Origin of the sequence: Modestobacter italicus (assembly GCF_019799965.1) — a bacterium.
Taxonomy (GTDB): domain Bacteria; phylum Actinomycetota; class Actinomycetes; order Mycobacteriales; family Geodermatophilaceae; genus Modestobacter; species Modestobacter italicus_A.
This window is the reverse complement of record NZ_JABGCJ010000005.1, coordinates 44,177-61,680: the sequence shown is the minus strand read 5'-3', so window position 1 is coordinate 61,680 and position 17,504 is coordinate 44,177. Positions and strand designations below refer to the sequence as shown.

Below are 17,504 nucleotides of genomic sequence, written 5' to 3'. Positions count from 1 at the left end.
GACCGCCCACCCACCGGCCCCTGACCACCCGGTCGGGGGGCTCCGGGCGGGCAGGCGGCACCATGGGCGCCGTGACGGCCGGAACGCGAGCCCAGGTCTCGCCCTTCACCGCCTTCGACCGCGCGTCGTGGCGGGCGCTGGCGGCGGGCGGCGAGCTGCCGCTGGACGACGCCGACGTGCGCGCGCTGGCCACGCTCGGCGACCGCATCGACCTGGACGAGGTCGCCACCGTCTACCTGCCGCTGGCCCGGCTGCTGCACCTGCACGTCACCGCGAGCCGGCGCCTGTGGGCGGCGCAGACCCAGTTCCTGGGGGCGCGCACCGAGAAGGTCCCCTTCGTGATCGCCGTCGCCGGCAGCGTCGCCGTCGGCAAGAGCACCACCGCCCGGCTGCTGCAGGCGCTGCTCGCCGCGGCTCCCGACACCCCGCGGGTCGACCTGGTCACCACCGACGGCTTCCTGCTGCCCAACGCCGTCCTGGAGTCCCGTGGGCTGCTGGGCCGCAAGGGGTTCCCGGAGAGCTACGACCGGCGGGCCCTGCTGCGGTTCATGGCCGACGTGAAGTCCGGCAAGCCGGCGGTCAGCGCCCCGCTGTACTCGCACTCCTCCTACGACGTCCTGCCCGGGGAGCGGCAGGTGGTCGACTCCCCCGACGTCCTGGTCCTCGAGGGGCTCAACGTGCTGCAGGCCGGCGGGCGCGCCGACGGGCGGGTACCGGAGGTCTTCCTCTCCGACTTCTTCGACTTCTCGGTCTACGTCGACGCCACCGAGCACGACATCTCCCAGTGGTACGTCGAGCGCTTCCTGGCCCTGCGCCGCACCGCGTTCCAGGACACCAGCGCCTACTTCCACCGCTTCGCCGACCTGACCGACGAGGAGGCGACCACCACCGCGCGCGGCATCTGGACAGCGGTCAACGAGCCGAACCTGCGGCTGAACATCGCCCCCACCCGCTCCCGTGCCCGGCTCGTGCTGCAGAAGGCGGCCGACCACTCGGTGCGCCGGGTGCTGCTGCGCAAGCTCTGAGCCGCCGGGAGTTGACGAGGCCGGCCGGCGACCTGGTCAGGTGTCGCCCGCCCCGGGCCACCGTGACCACGCGCACACTCGGTCCGCCGCGGCGTCGCGGCGCCACCGCCTCCGCAGCTCCAGGACTGGACACCCGCATGTGCACCCACGCCGCCCGCTGCCCTGCCCCCACCGCCGACGACCGCGTCCTCGCCGTCCCGGTGAGCCGGCACCCCGAGCAGGGCTGGACCCTGCTGTGCAACGGGGTGGTGCTCTTCGACGACGACGGCGAGCTGCTCCCCGACGGCCGGGTCGTGCTCGACCGCCGGTGGACGCTGTCCGCGGTCTCCTGACCTCCGGGTCCTGCTGACCCCCGGGCTGCAGACGCTGGGGCTCCCCTGGGAGCGACCACAGCACCGGCACAGCCCGGCCGCCGAGGCTGCCGGGCATGGTCCACCACCGGGTGCCCCGCCGCCGAGTCCGGCACTGGCTGGCCGCGGCGCTGCTCACGCCGGCGCTGGCCGCCGGCGGGGTGCTCGCGCTGACCGCGAGTGACCCGCCGGTCGCCGCGGTGGCGAGCGCGGCGAGCCCGCAGCCGGACACCGCGCCAGCCACGGCGTCGGCCACCGTGCCGGCCGCGGCCGACCCGGTGGCGGTGGACGTCTCGGCCGTCCTGGGGGCAGTGGACGCCGCGGCCTCGGCCGCCGGCGGGTCGATCGCGGTGGTCGTGCTGGACGGCGACGGCGCCGAGCTGGTGGCCGGCAGCGGGGCCGACGACCCCCTGCCGACCGCCTCGCTGGTCAAGCTGCTGGTCGTGCAGCAGCTGCTGGCCCGGGACGAGGCCGGTGAGCTGAGCCTGGACGACGACGACCTTGCGCTGATGCGCCGCGCGGTCACCGCCTCCGACGACGACGCGATGAGCACGCTGTGGACCCGGTTCGACGGCGCGGACCTGGTCACCGCCGCCGCGGCGGAGTTCGGCCTGACCGGCACCGCCCCGCCGGAGACGGCCGGGCAGTGGGGCGAGTCGACGACCACGGCGGCCGACTACGCGACCTTCCTGGCCGGCCTGCAGGACGCGCTGTCGCCTGCGGACCTGGCCACGCTCATCGGATGGATGCAGGCCACCACGGCCACCGCCGCCGACGGCTTCGACCAGCAGTTCGGGTTGCTCTCCACCGACGCCCGGGCCACCGGCGCGGTCGCCGCCAAGCAGGGCTGGATGTGCTGCGTGGACGGCCACCGGCAGCTGCACTCGGCCGCCGTCCTGGCCGACGGCCGCGTGGTGGTGCTGCTCGGTGACTTCCCGACCAGCACCACCTGGGCAGCCGCGCGCGAGGCGCTCGACGCCGCTGCCACCGCGGTGGTCAGCGGCACCTGACCCCGGCCCGCGCCGGGCTCAGCGCTGGCCGACGACGTCCAGCGTGGTACCCAGGTCGTCCGGGGCGCCCTGCGCGCGGGAGGGCTCGCTGGCCACCGGCGGGTGCGCCTCGTGCGGCTCCTCGAACGCCTCCGGTGCCGGGCAGGAGCACACCAGGTTGCGGTCACCGTAGGCACCGTCGATCCGGCGCACCGGCGACAGGTAGCCGCGGCCCACCAGCTGCCGCACCGGGTACACGGCCACCTCGCGCGGGTACGGCCGCTCCCACTCCCCCGCGAGCATCTTCAGCGTGTGCGGGGCGTTGCGCAGCGGGTTGTCGGTGCGGTCGTACTCCCCGGTCGCGACCTTCTCGATCTCCCCGCGGATGTGCACCATCGCCTCGACGAACCGGTCGAGCTCGGCCTTGTCCTCGCTCTCGGTCGGCTCGACCATCAGCGTCCCGGCCACCGGGAAGCTCATCGTCGGCGCGTGGAAACCGAAGTCGATCAGCCGCTTGGCGATGTCGTCGTTGGTGACGCCGGTGGCCTTGGTCAGCGGCCGGATGTCCAGGATGCACTCGTGCGCCACCAGGCCGGTGGCCCCGGTGTAGAGCACCGGGTAGTGCGGCCGCAGCCGCTCGGCGACGTAGTTGGCGGCGAGGATCGCGTGCTCGGTGGCCTTGAGCAGCCCGTCGGGGCCCATCAGCCGCAGGTAGGCCCAGGAGATCGGCAGGATCCCCGCCGACCCCCAGGGCGCACCCGAGATCGGGGCGCCGGTGCCGCCGGTCTCCACCAGCGGGTGGCCGGGCAGGAAGGGCACCAGGTGCTCCCGGACGCCGATCGGCCCGACGCCGGGGCCGCCGCCGCCGTGCGGGATGCAGAAGGTCTTGTGCAGGTTCAGGTGGCTCACGTCGGAGCCGAACCGGCCCGGCTTGGCCAGCCCGACCAGGGCGTTGAGGTTGGCGCCGTCGACGTAGACCTGCCCGCCGGCGTCGTGCACCGCGGCGCAGATCTGCTGCACCTCGGTCTCGAACACCCCGTGCGTCGACGGGTAGGTGATCATGATCGCGGCCAGCCGCTCGGCGTGGGCGTCGACCTTGCCCCGCAGGTCGGCGAGGTCGACGTTGCCGGCCTCGTCGCAGGCGACGACGACGACCCGCATGCCGGCCATGACCGCGCTGGCCGCGTTCGTGCCGTGCGCCGAGGACGGGATGAGGCAGACGTCGCGGTGCGCGTCCCCGCGGCTGTGGTGGTAGGCGCGGATGGCCATCAGGCCGGCGAACTCGCCCTGCGAGCCGGCGTTGGGCTGCACGCTGACGGCGGCGTACCCGGTGACCTCGGCCAGCCCGTCGCAGAGCTCACCGATCAGCTGGGCGTAGCCACGCGCCTGCTCGACCGGGGCGAACGGGTGCAGCCCGGCGAACTCCGGCCAGGTGATCGCGGCCATCTCGGTGGCGGCGTTGAGCTTCATCGTGCACGAGCCCAGCGGGATCATCGTGCGGTCCAGCGCCAGGTCCTTGTCCGACAGCCGGCGCAGGTAGCGCAGCATCGCCGTCTCCGACCGGTGCTCGCTGAACACCGGGTGGGTCAGGAACGGGGTGCGGCGGCGCAGCGCGGCCGGCAGGGCGTCGGCGCCGCCGTCGTCGGCCACCGCGTGGTCCGGGGTCACCCCGAACGCCTCGGCCACCAGCTCCAGCGTCGGCAGCGTGGTGGTCTCGTCGACGGCGACCGCGACGGTGTCGGCGTCCACCCGGCGCAGGTTGACCCGGCGCGCGGCCGCCGCGGCGATGACCTCGTCGGCCCGGCCGGGCACGGAGACGCTGAGGGTGTCGAAGAACTCCTCGTGCACCAGCGACAGCCCGCCGGCGCGCAGCCAGGTGGCCAGCGCCAAGGCGGTCCGGTGCACACGGGCCGCGATCGCGGTGAGCCCCTCGGGACCGTGGTAGACGGCGTAGGCGCCGGCCATGATGGCCAGCAGCACCTGCGCGGTGCAGATGTTGCTGGTCGCCTTCTCCCGGCGGATGTGCTGCTCACGGGTCTGCAGCGCGAGCCGGTAGGCGACGTCGCCGTCTGCGTCCACCGACACCCCGACCAGCCGGCCGGGCAGCTGGCGGGCCAGGCCCTCCCGGACCGCCAGGTAACCGGCGTGCGGGCCGCCGTAGCCCATCGGGACGCCGAAGCGCTGGGTGGTGCCACAGGCGACGTCGGCGCCCCACTCCCCCGGCGCCTCGAGCAGCGTGAGGGCGAGCAGGTCTGCGGCGACGACGACGGCGGCACCGGCCTGGTGCGCGGCCTCGGCCAGCGCCCGGTGGTCCCGGACCGCACCGCTGGCGCCGGGGTGGGCCAGCAGGACGCCGAAGGCACCGGCCTCGGGCAGGTCGGTGGGCCAGCCACCGGACAGGTCGGTGACGTGCAGACCGATGCCCAGCGGCTCGGCCCGGGTGCGGAGCACGGCGAGGGTCTGCGGCAGCGTGTCGGCGTCGACGACGAACACCGCGTCGGCCTTCGCCCGGCCGGCCCGGCGCACCAGGGTCATCGCCTCGGCCGCGGCGGTCGCCTCGTCGAGCATCGAGGCCCCGGCGACCGGCAGGCCGGTGAGGTCGGCGACCATCGTCTGGAAGTTGATCAGTGCCTCGAGGCGGCCCTGGCTGATCTCGGGCTGGTACGGCGTGTAGGCGGTGTACCAGGCCGGGTTCTCCAGGATGTTCCGCTGGATGACCGTCGGGGTGATCGTGCCGCTGTACCCCAGGCCGATCATCGAGGTGAACACCTCGTTCGCCGCGGCCCGCTCCCGCAGCTCGGCCAGCACGGTGGCCTCGTCGGCCGCGGCCGGCAGGTCCAGCGGCGTCCGGTCGCGGACCCCCTCGGGGACGCAGGCGTCGGCCAGCGCGGCGAGCGAGTCGTGGCCGACGACCTCGAGCATCGCCGCCGTGTCGTCCGGTCGCGGACCGATGTGCCGGGCCGCGAACGACCCCTGCGTGGTCAGCTCGGCGAGCGAGGGCAGCGCCCCGGTGCGGAGTCCGTCAGAGCCAGAGTTCAGGTCACCCACTGCAACGACGCTACCAGCGGCGCAGCGCCCCACCGGCGCGTCCGCCGAGGCCCGACGGTGATGCGGACCGGCCCCCGCTCAGGGGCCCACCGCGGGCGTCGAGCGGTGGGGTGAGGAGTTCCTTCGTCAGGCGCTGGCGGCGCGGCGACGGCGCCGGGCGGACAGCTCGTCGTCGGCGGCCGGACCACTGCCGTCCAGCCGCTCGGCGGGCAGCTCGGCCAGCTCACCGGACAGCTCGCGGAGCGCGCCGGAGACCGCAATGCCGAAGACGCCCTGGCCCCCGGCGAGCAGGTCGACGACCTCCTCCGCGGAGGTGCACTCGTAGACCGTGGCGCCGTCGGACAGCAGGGTGATGTTGGCCAGGTCCTTGACCCCGCGGGTGCGCAGGTGGTCGACGGCCTTGCGGATGTTCTGCAGCGAGACGCCGGTGTCCAGCAGTCGCTTGACGACCTTGAGCACCAGGATGTCGCGGAAGGAGTAGAGCCGCTGGGTGCCCGAACCGGTGGCGGTGCGCACCGAGGGGGCGACCAGACCGGTGCGGGCCCAGTAGTCCAGCTGCCGGTACGTGATGCCGGCGGCGGCGCAGGCCGTCGGGCCCCGATAGCCGACGACGTCGGTGTCGACCTCGTCGTAGGAGGGAGCACCCACGGCCGCGTCGCTGAACAGCTGACCCTGCGATCCGTTGTCCTGATCGCTCATGGGCAGCGCCTCCTCGAGTTCTGCACCCAGCACCTGGGCCGCGCCCGCGCTGTCGCCGGGACGGTCACGAGGCGGGGCTCAGGGAGTTCCACACACGTGATTCGCTGACCGTAGGCGCGCTCGGATGACCGGTCAACCGAAGGCGGCGGCGTGTCGCCGTGGTCACCCCCGAGGGGTGACAGTTCGCGATCCATCGGCCCCGCTGCAGGAGCCCGCCGCGAGCCTGCGAGCGGTGGGGGCAGCGGGGTCCTTCCTCAGGCCGGGCCGCCGCCGGACCCGGAGCCGGCGCCGAAGTCCTCGGGGCTGATGTTGTCGAGGAACTCGCGGAACTTCTCCACCTCGTCCTCCTGCTCGTCGGGGATCTCGATCCCCACCTCGTCGAGCAGCGACTCCGCCCCGTAGATCGGGGCGCCGGTGCGGACGGCGAGCGCGACCGCGTCGGACGGACGGGCGCTGACGGTCCGCTCGTCGCCGAACAGCAGCTCGGCGAGGTAGATCCCGTCGCGCATCTCGGTGATGTGCACGGCCTCGAGGCTGGCGCCCAGCGCGGTGACCACCTCGCGCAGCAGGTCGTGCGTCATCGGCCTGGCCGGGCGGACGCCCTGCTGCTCGAAGGCGATCGCCGCCGCCTCGACCGCACCGATCCAGATCGGGAGGTAGCGCTCCCCCTGCGTCTCCTTGAGCAGCAGGATGGGCTGGTTGCCCGGCAGCTCGACCCGGACGCCGACGACCCTGAGCTCCTGCACGGCTGACTCCCCTCCGCTGACTTCCCCCGTCGGCCGCACGTCCGCTCCCGGCGCCGGCCGGTCTGCGTCGGAGCGTGCCCCTGCCACACCAACGGTACGCCAGTGATCAGCCGCCGAGGACCTCGCGGAGCCGGGCGGCCAGCAGAGCCGAGTGCAGCTGGGCGGAGAGCCCGGCGAGCTCCTGCAGCTGCTCCCCCGCGCGGGAGTGCGCCTCCTCCGACCGTGCCCGCAGCACCGGGGCGACCAGCTGCTCCAGCAGCGCCGCCTCCCGCTCCACGGCGGTGCGGTAGACCCGCAGGTGGCGCGGTTCGATGCCGTGCCGGGCCAGGCCCGCCGCGGCTCGGGCCACCGGCAGGTCACCGGTGCGCAGCCGACCCTGGGCGTCCTGGTTGACCAGCCCGAACTGCACGCAGTCGGCCAGCTGCTCATCCGTCAGGCCGGCAGCCCGGGCGAACTCGGCCGCCGGGACGGGGGCGGCGCCGACGACCTCGCCGGCACCACCCGGGCCGTCGCCGGCGGCAGACACGGACTCGCCTCGGTCCAGCGCGTCCAGCTGCTCTTTGATCACCCGCAGCGGCAGGTACTGGTCCCGCTGGGCGGCCAGCACGTACCGCAGCCGGCCGACGTCGGCACCGGAGAACTTCCGGTAGCCCGACGGGGTCCGCTGGGGGTGGACCAGCTCCTCGGACTCCAGGTAACGAATCTTGCTGATCGTCACCTCGGGGAAGTCCGCACGCAGCAGCGAGAGGACCTCGCCGATGGTGAACCGGGGCGTCGTGTCGTCGGTGTCCCGGTCAGCGCTGCCGCTGGGCTGGGGCACCGCGGTCATGCGCCGGCCGGCTCGCCCGTCCGCGGCCCGGTCAGGTAGACCAGGCGGAACTTGCCGATCTGCACCTCGTCGCCGCCGGCGAGGGAGGCCACGTCGACCGGCTCGCGGTTGACGTAGGTGCCGTTGAGGCTGCCGACGTCGTGCACGGTGAAGCCGCCGCCCTCGCGGTGGAACTCCACGTGCCGGCGGCTGACCGTCACGTCGTCCAGGAAGATGTCGCTGTCGGGGTGCCGACCGGCGGTGGTCACCTCCTGGTCGAGGAGGAAGCGGCTGCCGGCGTTCGGGCCACGCTTGACCACCAGCAGGGCGGACCCGGCCGGCAGGGACTCGACGGCGCCAGCGTGCGCGTCCGCGGTCGACTCGGCGACCTCGGCCTGCTCGCCGGAGTCCTCACCGCCGACCTTGGGGATGATGCTGGTCGACTCACCGACCCGCTCGGGGCTCAGCGCGGCGCCGCACTGCGCGCAGAAGCGGCTGCCCTCGGGGTTCTGGTGGCCACATCGAGTGCAGAGCACGTCGGTCTCCTCCGGTGCAGGGGGCACCGCCGCGGGCCTGGTGGTACGGCCGCGGTCGGCCGGCGGACGACGAGCCGGTCGGCCCGCCGCAGGTCGGCCGCCGCATGGTCGCGGGCGGGCCGGGGATCATGGAACCAGCGGCCGACCCGAGGGTCAACCGCACGTACAGGGTGAGGGTCGGGTGCTGCCGCTGGACTCACGGCTCGACCGTCTGCGGTGATGATAGTGATCGCCGCTGCAGCCGCCCGACCGGCGGGGTGTCCGACCGTCCGCACGCCGGGGCGCCGGGCGCTGCGACGCGGGACCGGCACCGGCGAGGGGGTCAGGAGCCGGCGACGACGGCCTCGTACGCCGCCGCGTCGAGCAGGTCGGCCGTGGGGTCCTCGGACCCGCTCACCCGGACCTCGACCAGCCAGCCGGCGCCGTAGGGGTCGCTGTTGACGGTCTCCGGGGCGTCGGTGAGCACGTCGTTGACCGCGGTCACCACACCGGTCACCGGGGAATAGACGTCGGAGACCGACTTGGTCGACTCGACCTCGCCGATCGCCGCGCCCGGCGCGACCTCGGCGCCGACCTCGGGCAGCTGCACGAACACGATGTCGCCCAGCGCGTCCTGGGCGTGGTCGGTGATCCCGACCCGGACCACCGTGTCGGCACCCTCGGTGCCCTGGACCAGCGCCCACTCGTGCTGGTCGGTGTAACGGCGGTCATCGGGCGTGGCCATGCGGGCATCTCCAGTGTTCGGTGTGCAGAGGGGTGTGTCGGCCTCGGTGCAGGGGCCCGCATCGAGCGGAGCGAGAGGTGGGGGGCACCGAGGTCCTTCATCAGTCCCCGGCGCGGGGCTCAGCGTATTGAGGCTCGTCCAGCGGCCGCAACGCGTCCACCACGACCTGCTCGGACTGGACGATGTCGACGCTCCCCTGGCGCCGGTTGACGACTGACGAGGAGACCCCGCCGGGGATGTTCATCGCGGTGGCCATGTCCTGCGGTGAGCCGATGACCTCGAAGACGTAGGGCGACTCGATCGGGATGCCGTCGATGGCCAGGTCGCCGGGCTTGCCGGTGACCGCGCTGCTGACCCCGATCCGGACGTCATTGATCTGCATCGTCTCCGCGCCGGCCCCACGGAGCTCCTGGATGGCGTTGAGCACGTCGGCGACGGTGACCGCGTCCTGAGGGTCGCGGATGGTCATGATCAGCCCCTCCCCCTGCGCCGGGACCGTGCCGTTGAGGATGCCCAGCGTCTCCGCTCGCTGCTGGGCCTCGGCCAGCGCCGCCGCGGCGGCGCTGTCGGAGTTGCCGAGCTGCTCCAGCGCCGTCCGCTGGTCGAAGATCTCCTGGCGGAGCCGGTCCTGCTGCGCGGTCAGGTCGTCCAGGATGCGGACCAGGTCCTCCTCGCGGGCACCCACCAGGGCCTGGTCGGTGTCGGTGTTGCGCACCTGCACCGCGAAGGCGAAGCCCAGCAGGAGGGTGAGGACGCCGATGAGCAGGGCCGCCAGTGGGTCCCGCCGGCGGCGCGGTGCGGTGGCGGTGCCGTCGGACCCGGACGGCTCGTCCGGGGGTTCGCTGCCGGCCGACCGCTCCTCCGCCGCTCCGTCGGGCGCCCACCACCCGGCGACCGGCGCATCGCCGTCCGGCTCGTGGGCGGCCGGTCGGTCAGCGTCCGGCTGATCGAGGACGGGCTCTGTCCCCGCCGGCTGGTCGGCAGCCGGACCGGGCGTGCCTGCGTCGTCGGCCCGTCCCGGCCGGCGGCCCGGGCCCTGGCCGGCCCAGCGGCCGGGCTGCTGCCCGCTGCTCATGCGCGGAACAGGTGCCGGCGGATCGCGGCGGCGTTGCCGAAGATCCGGATCCCGAGGACGACGACGACCGCGGTGGACAGCTGGGCACCGACGCCGAGCTGGTCGCCGAGGAACACGATGAGCCCGGCGACCACGACGTTCGACACGAAGGACACGACGAAGACCTTGGCGTCGAAGATGCCGTCGAACCGGGCACGCACACCACCGAAGACCGCGTCGAGGGCGGCGACCACCGCGATCGGCAGGTACGGCTGCAGCCAGAGCGGCACGCTGGGGTCGAGCAGGAGCCCCAGCACCACACCGACCGCGAGTCCGAGGATCGGGATCACGCGTCAGCCTCCGTCGGTGGGCGGGTCGGTGGTGGGGTCCTCGGCCAGCGGCTCGGCATGGCCCAGCTCCGCGCTGGTGCCGGCCGGCAGGTCGAGGTCGTCGACCCGGGCGTAGTCGAACACGACGCCGAAGTTCTTGGTCAGCCCGCCCAGGGTGGTCGACTCCGGGCTGGTCACGAAGCGCCGAGCCAGGTCCTCGGAGTCACCGATCGCCTCGATCTCGTACGGGCTGAGCACCGGCCGGAAGTCGACCAGGATCGCGTCACCGGCCTGGCGGATCGCGGTGGTGGCACCGATCCGCTGGCCGTCGATGCTGATCGCCTCGGCCCCGGCCGCCCACAGCGCGTTGACCGCGAGCTGCAGGTCGCCGTCCTGGACGATCCCGGCGAGGGCGACCTGGTCGGACCCGCCGACCGGGTCGCTGTCGGCTGCCGGGGGCGCGTTGCCCAGGGTGACGCGGACGCCGGGTCCGGAGACGGGCTGCACGGCGGCCCCCTGCTCGGCGGCGGCCAGCTGCTCGAGCGCGCGCTGGCCGACGACGCTGCGGGCCAGCGCGTCCTGCCGGGTGCTGGCCACCCGGGCGGTGAGGTCCTCTAGCTGGGCGACCAGCTCCGCGTTGGCCTCGGTCTCCTCCACGACGTCCTCGCGGAGCGCCTGACGTGCCTCCTCCCGCCCCTGGGCCCCGGCGGCGGCCTCGCGGTAGGTGATCGCCGCGAGGAGGCCGGTGAGCAGCAGCGTGAACGCGACCAGCAGCTGGCCACGGTTCCGGCGCAGCCAGGGGCGCGGGGCAGGCGGCTCGCCCGAGGCCGCGGCGTGCGCTCGGCGGGCCGCCCGGGCCTCCGTCGCCTGGCGGTAGGCCGGGTCGACGGTCTCGGCGAGCACCTGGTCCAGCAGCGACGCGCCCAGCGAGCGCTGCCGACCCGGCGGCGGGCCGCTCACCGGCCGGCCCCGACCCGGTCGCCGCCGGCCAGCAGCCGGGCCGCCTGGACCACGTAGAAGGCCCCCGCGAGCACGTACAGCGCGGCGCCCCACACGGTCAGCGCGTAGGCGATCGGCGCGGCGATGGCCGCAGCGGTGCCGTCACCGTCGGCCAGCAGCAGCAGCGGGAAGGCGTACAGCAGCAGGAAGGTCGCCGCCTTGCCCAGGTAGTGCACCTGCAGCGGCGGCCAGCCGGCGCGGCGCAGCACCAGCAGGGTCACCCCCAGCACCAACTCCCGCCCGAGCAGCACCGCGACCACCCACAGCGGCACCACGTCGCGGATGACGAAGGCGACCAGCGTCGCCACGATGTAGAGCCGGTCGGCCGCCGGGTCCAGCAGCGCACCCAGCCGGCTGGACTGCCCCAGCGCACGGGCGAGCTTGCCGTCGGCCCAGTCGGTGACGCCGGACAGGGCCAGCACGACGATCGCCCAGCCGTCCGCGTGCGGCCCCAGCAGCAGCCAGAGGAACAGCGGGACGCCGAGCAGCCGCACCACCGACAGCAGGTTGGGCACGGTCAGCACCTGGTCACCCAGGTCGTCCCGGTTCGCCGGGAGGACGGGGTCCCGGCGAACCCGGGGTCCGTCCGCCGGGACGTCGGTCGCCCGATCGTCCGCCGTCGTCATCGCCGCTCCACCTCGCTGTCCACCGCGGGCCAGGTTAGTGCCCGGTGTCCACCACCCGGCCCGCGACCGGCCCGCCGACCACCGGTTCTCCCCCGGTCGGCACGGACCGCGGTCAGCCGCGCACGGACCGGCCGCCCGGTCAGGCCGGGACCGGCTGTGGGTCCTCGGGGTCGTCCGGGGGCACGATCGGCGCCGGCGGCAGCGCCGGCTCGGCCGGGGCCGGGGGCAGGTCCTCGGGCGTGTCCGGCAGGAGCGGCCCGGGGTCGGCCGGCGCGGGCTCGGTCGGGTCGAGCGGGGGGTACTGCGGGTCGGGCTCGACTCCCGGCTGGAGCAGCCGGGTGGTCACCTCGGGCATCGCACTGTCCTCTCCGTCCGGCACCGGACCACGACGTGGCCGGGACCCTCGTCGACGGGCCGGCCCGGACCGCCCGTCCGCGCGGACGGCACCCGGGTCGGACCACCGTGTCACCGGCACCGTAGGCCCGCGTCCCACGCGCGGCTCTGCCGGGCGGTTCGCGGGAGCGGCAGCTCCCCGGTACCGGCCACCGCGCCGACCGTGCACGACAGCACCGGCCTCCACCCCGGCCGCGGACCACGAGAGCTGGGGCCCCGGGGAGCAGCGGACCCGGGGAGCAGCGGACCCGGGGAACAGGGGTCCGCACGGGCCGGGAGTCACGACGGCCGGCGGGAAGGGACGCTGGTGACGACGTGGCTCGGGAACGACAGAGGCCCGGACGCCGTGGCGTCCGGGCCTCTGAACTGCTCTGTCGGGCTGACAGGATTTGAACCTGCGACCCCTTGACCCCCAGTCAAGTGCGCTACCAAGCTGCGCTACAGCCCGAGCTCCGAGCCTCCGGCGGACCCGCCGGGCACTCGATCGCTGCCGGAGCAGGTTACCCCACCGGCCGCACCGCCCCTGCGACCGGGGCCTGCACCCACCCCGGTCGCCGGCGGCTACTTCTTCTTGTCCGCCCGGGCGTCGCGCACCTTGACCGAGACGTCGATCGGGGTGCCGTGGAAGCCGAACTGCTCGCGCAGCTTGCGCTCCAGGAACCGGCGGTAGCCGGCCTCCAGGAAGCCGGTGGAGAAGACCACGAACCGGGGCGGCCGGATGTCGGCCTGGGTGACGTACTTGATCTTCGGGGCGCGACCGCCGCGGGCCGGCGGCGGGGTCTCCTGGACCAGCGCCCGGATGAAGGTGTTCAGCTCCGCCGTCGGCACCCGGGTCTCCCAGCCGGCCAGCGCCATCTTCAGGTGGCCGGCCAGCTTGTTCACCCCGCGACCGGTGCTCGCCGAGATGTTCACCCGGCTGGCCCACTTGATCCGGGCCAGGTCGCGGTCGATCTCCTTCTCCAGCTGGGCGTGCCGGTCCTCGTCGACGGCGTCCCACTTGTTGAAGGCGATGACCAGGGCACGCCCGGCCTCGATCACCTGGGTGATCACCCGCTGGTCCTGCTCGCTGATCACCTCGTCGGCGGCGAGCAGCACCACGGCCACCTCGGCGGCCTCGATCGCGGCCTCGGTGCGCAGGCTGGCGTAGTACTCCGTGCCGCTGGCGGTGTTCACCTTGCGGCGCAGCCCGGCGGTGTCGACGAAGCGCCACTGCTCCCCGCCCAGGGTCACCAACGAGTCGACCGGGTCGACGGTGGTGCCCGCGACCGAGTCGACGACCGAGCGCTCCTCCTTGGACAGCCGGTTGATCAGGCTGGACTTGCCCACGTTGGGCCGCCCGACCAGCGCCACCCGGCGCGGGCCACCGACCTCCTCGGTCTCCCGCGGCGCCTCCGGCAGCGCGTCGAGCACCAGGTCCAGCAGGTCGCCGCTGCCGCGCCCGTGCAGCGCGCTGACCGAGTACGGCTCCCCCAGGCCCAGCGACCACAGCTCGGCGGCGTTCGACTCGCCCCGCTCGTCGTCGACCTTGTTGGCCACCAGGATCACCGGGCGGTCGCTGCGGCGCAGCACCCGGGCGGCGGCCAGGTCGGTCTCGGTGACCCCGACCGAGGCGTCGACGACCAGCACGATCACGTCGGCGGTCTTCATCGCGTACTCGGCCTGGCGGGCGATCGAGGCGGCCATGCCGGTCGCCTTCGGCTCCCAGCCGCCGGTGTCGACGACGGTGAAGTTCTTGCCGTTCCACAGCGCCTGGTACGGGATGCGGTCCCGGGTCACCCCGGGGACGTCCTGCACCACCGCGGCCCGGCGGCCCAGGAACCGGTTCACCAGGGTGGACTTGCCGACGTTGGGGCGTCCCACGATGGCCACCACCGGCAGCGGTCCGGTGGGCTGGTCACCGCCGGGGACGTCGGTGTCGGTGCTCATGCGGGCTCTCCTACTGCAGTGCGGGCCAGGTCGAGCACGCGCTCGACGACGGCCTCGCGGTCCAGCCCGGTGCTGTCGACGACGATCGCGTCGGCAGCGGGGCGCAGCGGGCTGTCGGCCCGGCTGCTGTCGTACTCGTCGCGGCGGCGCAGGTCCGCCGCGATCTCCGCGATCCGCGCGGGGTCGGTCACACCCAGCTGCCCGGCCCGCCGCTGCGCGCGCGCCTCGGGCGCGGCGGTCAGGTAGACCTTCAGCGTCGCCTCCGGCAGCACGACGGTGCCGATGTCCCGGCCCTCGACGACGACCGCCGTCGCCTCGGCGACCAGCGCCCGCTGCCGGTCGACCAGCAACCGGCGCACGGCCGGGACGGCGGAGACCGGCGACACCGTGCGGGTGACCTCGGCGCCGCGGATCCGCTCGGCCACGTCCACCCCGTCGACCCGCACGAGCTCGGCGTCGGCCGTCGTCCCGACCTGGATGACGGCGGCGGAGACCGCGCGGGCGACCGCCTCGGCGTCGGTCAGGTCGACCCCGGCGTCCAGCACGGCGACGGTGGCCGCCCGGTACATCGCGCCGGTGTCCAGGTAGGCCGCGCCCAGCCGGGTGGCGACGTCACGGGCGACGCTGGACTTCCCCGTGCCCGAGGGCCCGTCCAGGGTGACCTGCCCGCGGAACTGCTCTGCACTCACGACGTTCTCTCCACTCACTGCGTTCGCCGCACTCACTGCGCGATGTCCCGGCGGAGGGCGACCGCGCCCCGCAGGTAGACGTGCTGCACCTCGGCGCGGGTGCGGTCGGTCTCCACGTGCGCCATCAACCGCAGCACCCTCGGCAGGGCGTGCGGGACGGCGATCTCGGTGGCGCACATCAGCGGCACGTCACCCAGGCCCAGCTCCCGCGCCGCCAGCGCCGGGAACTCAGACACCAGGTCGGGGGTCGCGGTGAACAGGATGCTGATCAGGTCGGCGGGGTCCAGCTCGTTGCGCGCCAGCACGGTGCTGACCAGCTCGCGGGTGGCCTCGAGGACCTCGTCCCGGTCGTCGGCGGCCACCTGCGTCGCACCCCGGATGGCTCGGACGGCCACGGCACTCTCCTCGATCGATGCAGCACCCGGGTCGCCAGGCACCTCGGTCGAGTCTACGGAGGCCGCGCCACCCGCTCCGCCCCACCGCAGGACGGCAGGGCGGAGCGGCAGCTCAGCCGAGCGGGGCGATGCCCCAGACGGCGGTGGTCGACTCCCCCGGCTCCAGCCGGCGGACGCCCTCGCCGGAGGCCAGCGCGTTCGGCGGGCAGGTCATCGGCTCGACCGCCAGGCCACGGCGGCGCCGCGGCTCGGGCACCACGTCGCCGGTGAACAGCTGCAGGTACTCGTAGGCGCCGTCCATCCAGACGGTGGCCCCCCGGCCGTCCGGGCCGGCGAGGTGCACCCGGGCCAGCCCGTCGTCGTCCCGGGCCAGGTCGGTGAAGCAGTGGTCGATCAGCAGGTCCCCGATCACCCGGCCGTCGCGCAGGTCGTAGGGCGTGCCGGCGACCGGGACCGCGCCGACGGGCAGGGCACGCTGGTCGGTCTCCAGCCGGGTGGCCCCCGGCGCGGTCAGCGTGCAGTCGTCGACGTGCAGCCCGGCGCCGGCGGCCAGGTAGGGGTGGTGACCCTCGCCGTAGGGCAGCGGGACGTCCCCGCAGTTGGTCGCGGTGGTCTCCACCCGCAGCCCCGAGGCGGACAGCTCGTAGCGGATCCGCAGCAGCAGGGTGAACGGGTAGCCCGGCTGCGGGTGCAGCAGGTGCTCCAGCGTGACCGCGTCGCTGGACCGGTCGACCAGCTGCCAGGCGGCGAAGCGGACCAGCCCGTGGATCGCGTTGCCGGTCTCGGCCTCCGACAGCGGGGTGACGTGCTCGGCGCCGTCCCAGGTGTAGCGCCCCCCGTCCAGCCGGTTCGGCCACGGGGCCAGCACGTGACCCCGGGCGTTGCCGGCCATCTCCCGCTCGCCGAAGCCGTCGACCAGGTCGCGACCGCCGTCCCGGTAGGCGCGCAGGCCACCGCCGACCTGGACGACGACGGCCTCCGCCCCGGCGGAGGTGAGGCGGTACTGCTCTCCGGTGGGGAGGACCGTCATCCGAGGCGCTCGCCGCTGGCGGTGTCGAACAGGTGGACGTGCCCGCCGCGCGGCAGCACGTGCAGCACCTCGCCCTTGCGCGGCGGCGTCCGGCCGTCGACGCGGGCGATGATCTCGTGCTCGCCGTCGCCGACCGTGGTGCGGCCGTAGACGTAGGCGTCGGCGCCGAGCTCCTCGACGACGTCGACCTCCACGGTCAGCCCGGAGTCGGCGAGCTCGAGGTCCTCCGGGCGGATGCCGACGGTCACCGTGCTGCCGGCGGCCCGACCCAGCACGTCCCGGGCGACCGGGTGGACGGTGTTCCCGAAGGCGACCCCGCCGTCGGTGTGCGGCAGCTCGAACAGGTTCATCGCCGGGGAGCCGATGAAGCCGGCGACGAACACGTTGGCCGGGTTGTCGTACAGGTCCCGGGGCCGGCCGACCTGCATGAGCAGACCGTCCTTGAGCACCGCGACGCGGTCGCCCATGGTCATCGCCTCGGTCTGGTCGTGGGTGACGTAGACCGTGGTGACGCCCAGCCGGCGCTGCAGCGAGGCGATCTGGGTGCGGGTCTGCACGCGCAGCTTGGCGTCCAGGTTGGACAGCGGCTCGTCCATCAGGAACACCTGCGGAGAGCGGACGATCGCCCGCCCCATCGCCACGCGCTGGCGCTGACCACCGGACAGGGCCTTGGGCTTGCGGTCCAGGTAGGGCTCCAGGTCGAGCAGCTTGGCCGCCTCCTCCACCCGGGAGCGGCGCTCCTCCTTGCCGATGCCGGCCATCTTGAGCGCGAAGCCCATGTTGTCCGCCACCGTCATGTGCGGGTAGAGGGCGTAGTTCTGGAACACCATCGCGATGTCCCGGTCCTTGGCCGCCGTGTCGGTGACGTCCTTGCCGCCGATCAGGATGCGCCCGCCGTCGATGTCCTCCAGACCGGCGAGCATCCGCAGCGAGGTCGACTTGCCGCAGCCGGACGGACCGACCAGCACGAGGAACTCGCCGTCCTCGATCTCGAGGTCCAGCGCGTCCACCGCGGGGCGCTGGGCCCCGGCGTACAGGCGGGTCGCGGAGTCGTAGGTGACAGACGCCATGGTGTTCCCTCTCGTGCTCCTCCTCCGCCGCTCCGCGGGGAGGTGATGGCCGCCCGCTGGCGCGGGTC

General features: G+C 74.3%; 19 protein-coding genes and 1 tRNA gene. 3 read left to right on the top strand and 17 right to left on the bottom strand.

Annotated features, from left to right (window positions below; genetic code table 11):
* Positions 1-62: 62 nt before the first annotated feature.
* The 3 genes from coaA to HLA93_RS13300 all read left to right on the top strand — a co-directional run bounded on the left by coaA (position 63) and on the right by HLA93_RS13300 (position 2,385).
* The gene (gene coaA, locus HLA93_RS13310; RefSeq protein WP_222194885.1) at positions 63-1,025 is read left to right on the top strand and encodes a type I pantothenate kinase; all 963 of its coding nucleotides are present in this window, start codon (positions 63-65) and stop codon (positions 1,023-1,025) included.
* Positions 1,026-1,162: 137 nt separating this feature from the next.
* Positions 1,163-1,357 carry a DUF5999 family protein gene (locus tag HLA93_RS13305; protein WP_222194884.1) on the top strand — a complete coding sequence of 65 codons (195 nt, stop codon included), beginning with the start codon at positions 1,163-1,165 and terminating at the stop codon, positions 1,355-1,357.
* 95 nt (positions 1,358-1,452) lie between these two features.
* Positions 1,453-2,385, top strand: coding sequence for a serine hydrolase (locus HLA93_RS13300; RefSeq protein WP_222194883.1), 933 nt, complete (start codon positions 1,453-1,455; stop codon positions 2,383-2,385).
* An 18-nt stretch (positions 2,386-2,403) separates the two neighbouring features.
* On the opposite strand, the gene gcvP is transcribed toward HLA93_RS13300, so the two are convergent.
* The 17 genes from gcvP to HLA93_RS13215 form a co-directional block, all read right to left on the bottom strand.
* On the bottom strand, positions 2,404-5,412 hold the full coding sequence (gene gcvP, locus HLA93_RS13295; RefSeq protein ID WP_308128111.1) for an aminomethyl-transferring glycine dehydrogenase: 3,009 nt from the start codon (positions 5,410-5,412) through the stop codon (positions 2,404-2,406).
* A 126-nt stretch (positions 5,413-5,538) separates the two neighbouring features.
* Positions 5,539-6,111 (bottom strand): MerR family transcriptional regulator, encoded by a 573-nt coding sequence (locus tag HLA93_RS13290; RefSeq protein ID WP_222194882.1) that lies wholly within the window; start codon positions 6,109-6,111, stop codon positions 5,539-5,541.
* 254 nt (positions 6,112-6,365) lie between these two features.
* Positions 6,366-6,857: a bifunctional nuclease family protein gene (locus HLA93_RS13285; protein ID WP_222194881.1), complete on the bottom strand. Its 492-nt coding sequence runs from the start codon at positions 6,855-6,857 to the stop codon at positions 6,366-6,368.
* Positions 6,858-6,963: 106 nt separating this feature from the next.
* On the bottom strand, positions 6,964-7,686 hold the full coding sequence (ftsR, locus tag HLA93_RS13280; RefSeq protein ID WP_222194880.1) for a transcriptional regulator FtsR: 723 nt from the start codon (positions 7,684-7,686) through the stop codon (positions 6,964-6,966).
* Positions 7,683-8,228 (bottom strand): oxoglutarate dehydrogenase inhibitor Odhl, encoded by a 546-nt coding sequence (gene odhI / locus HLA93_RS13275; protein ID WP_164702279.1) that lies wholly within the window; start codon positions 8,226-8,228, stop codon positions 7,683-7,685. Before odhI ends, ftsR begins: the two co-directional genes overlap by 4 nt.
* 295 nt (positions 8,229-8,523) lie before the next feature.
* Positions 8,524-8,925: a glycine cleavage system protein GcvH gene (gcvH, locus tag HLA93_RS13270; protein ID WP_222194879.1), complete on the bottom strand. Its 402-nt coding sequence runs from the start codon at positions 8,923-8,925 to the stop codon at positions 8,524-8,526.
* A 100-nt stretch (positions 8,926-9,025) separates the two neighbouring features.
* On the bottom strand, positions 9,026-10,000 hold the full coding sequence (locus HLA93_RS13265) for a DUF881 domain-containing protein (RefSeq protein ID WP_222194878.1): 975 nt from the start codon (positions 9,998-10,000) through the stop codon (positions 9,026-9,028).
* Complete coding sequence (locus HLA93_RS13260) at positions 9,997-10,329, bottom strand: small basic family protein (protein WP_222194877.1); 333 nt, start codon at positions 10,327-10,329, stop codon at positions 9,997-9,999. Before HLA93_RS13260 ends, HLA93_RS13265 begins: the two co-directional genes overlap by 4 nt.
* 3 nt (positions 10,330-10,332) lie before the next feature.
* The gene (locus HLA93_RS13255) at positions 10,333-11,268 is read right to left on the bottom strand and encodes a DUF881 domain-containing protein (RefSeq protein ID WP_222194876.1); all 936 of its coding nucleotides are present in this window, start codon (positions 11,266-11,268) and stop codon (positions 10,333-10,335) included.
* Complete coding sequence (locus HLA93_RS13250) at positions 11,265-11,933, bottom strand: CDP-alcohol phosphatidyltransferase family protein (RefSeq protein ID WP_222194875.1); 669 nt, start codon at positions 11,931-11,933, stop codon at positions 11,265-11,267. The genes HLA93_RS13255 and HLA93_RS13250 overlap by 4 nt, the downstream gene beginning before the upstream one ends.
* A 139-nt stretch (positions 11,934-12,072) precedes the next feature.
* On the bottom strand, positions 12,073-12,288 hold the full coding sequence (locus HLA93_RS13245; protein WP_222195252.1) for a hypothetical protein: 216 nt from the start codon (positions 12,286-12,288) through the stop codon (positions 12,073-12,075).
* 412 nt (positions 12,289-12,700) lie between these two features.
* Positions 12,701-12,774 (bottom strand) — tRNA-Pro (locus HLA93_RS13240).
* A gap of 113 nt (positions 12,775-12,887) precedes the next feature.
* A complete protein-coding gene (gene der, locus HLA93_RS13235; protein WP_222194874.1) occupies positions 12,888-14,252 on the bottom strand; it encodes a ribosome biogenesis GTPase Der in 1,365 nt (454 codons plus the stop codon).
* Positions 14,249-14,941 carry a (d)CMP kinase gene (gene cmk, locus HLA93_RS13230; RefSeq protein WP_222194873.1) on the bottom strand — a complete coding sequence of 231 codons (693 nt, stop codon included), beginning with the start codon at positions 14,939-14,941 and terminating at the stop codon, positions 14,249-14,251. Before cmk ends, der begins: the two co-directional genes overlap by 4 nt.
* 32 nt (positions 14,942-14,973) lie before the next feature.
* Complete coding sequence (gene aroH, locus HLA93_RS13225) at positions 14,974-15,336, bottom strand: chorismate mutase (protein ID WP_222194872.1); 363 nt, start codon at positions 15,334-15,336, stop codon at positions 14,974-14,976.
* A gap of 112 nt (positions 15,337-15,448) precedes the next feature.
* Positions 15,449-16,366 (bottom strand): aldose 1-epimerase family protein, encoded by a 918-nt coding sequence (locus tag HLA93_RS13220; protein ID WP_222194871.1) that lies wholly within the window; start codon positions 16,364-16,366, stop codon positions 15,449-15,451.
* The gene (locus HLA93_RS13215; RefSeq protein WP_222194870.1) at positions 16,363-17,436 is read right to left on the bottom strand and encodes an ABC transporter ATP-binding protein; all 1,074 of its coding nucleotides are present in this window, start codon (positions 17,434-17,436) and stop codon (positions 16,363-16,365) included. Before HLA93_RS13215 ends, HLA93_RS13220 begins: the two co-directional genes overlap by 4 nt.
* Positions 17,437-17,504 lie beyond the last annotated feature (68 nt).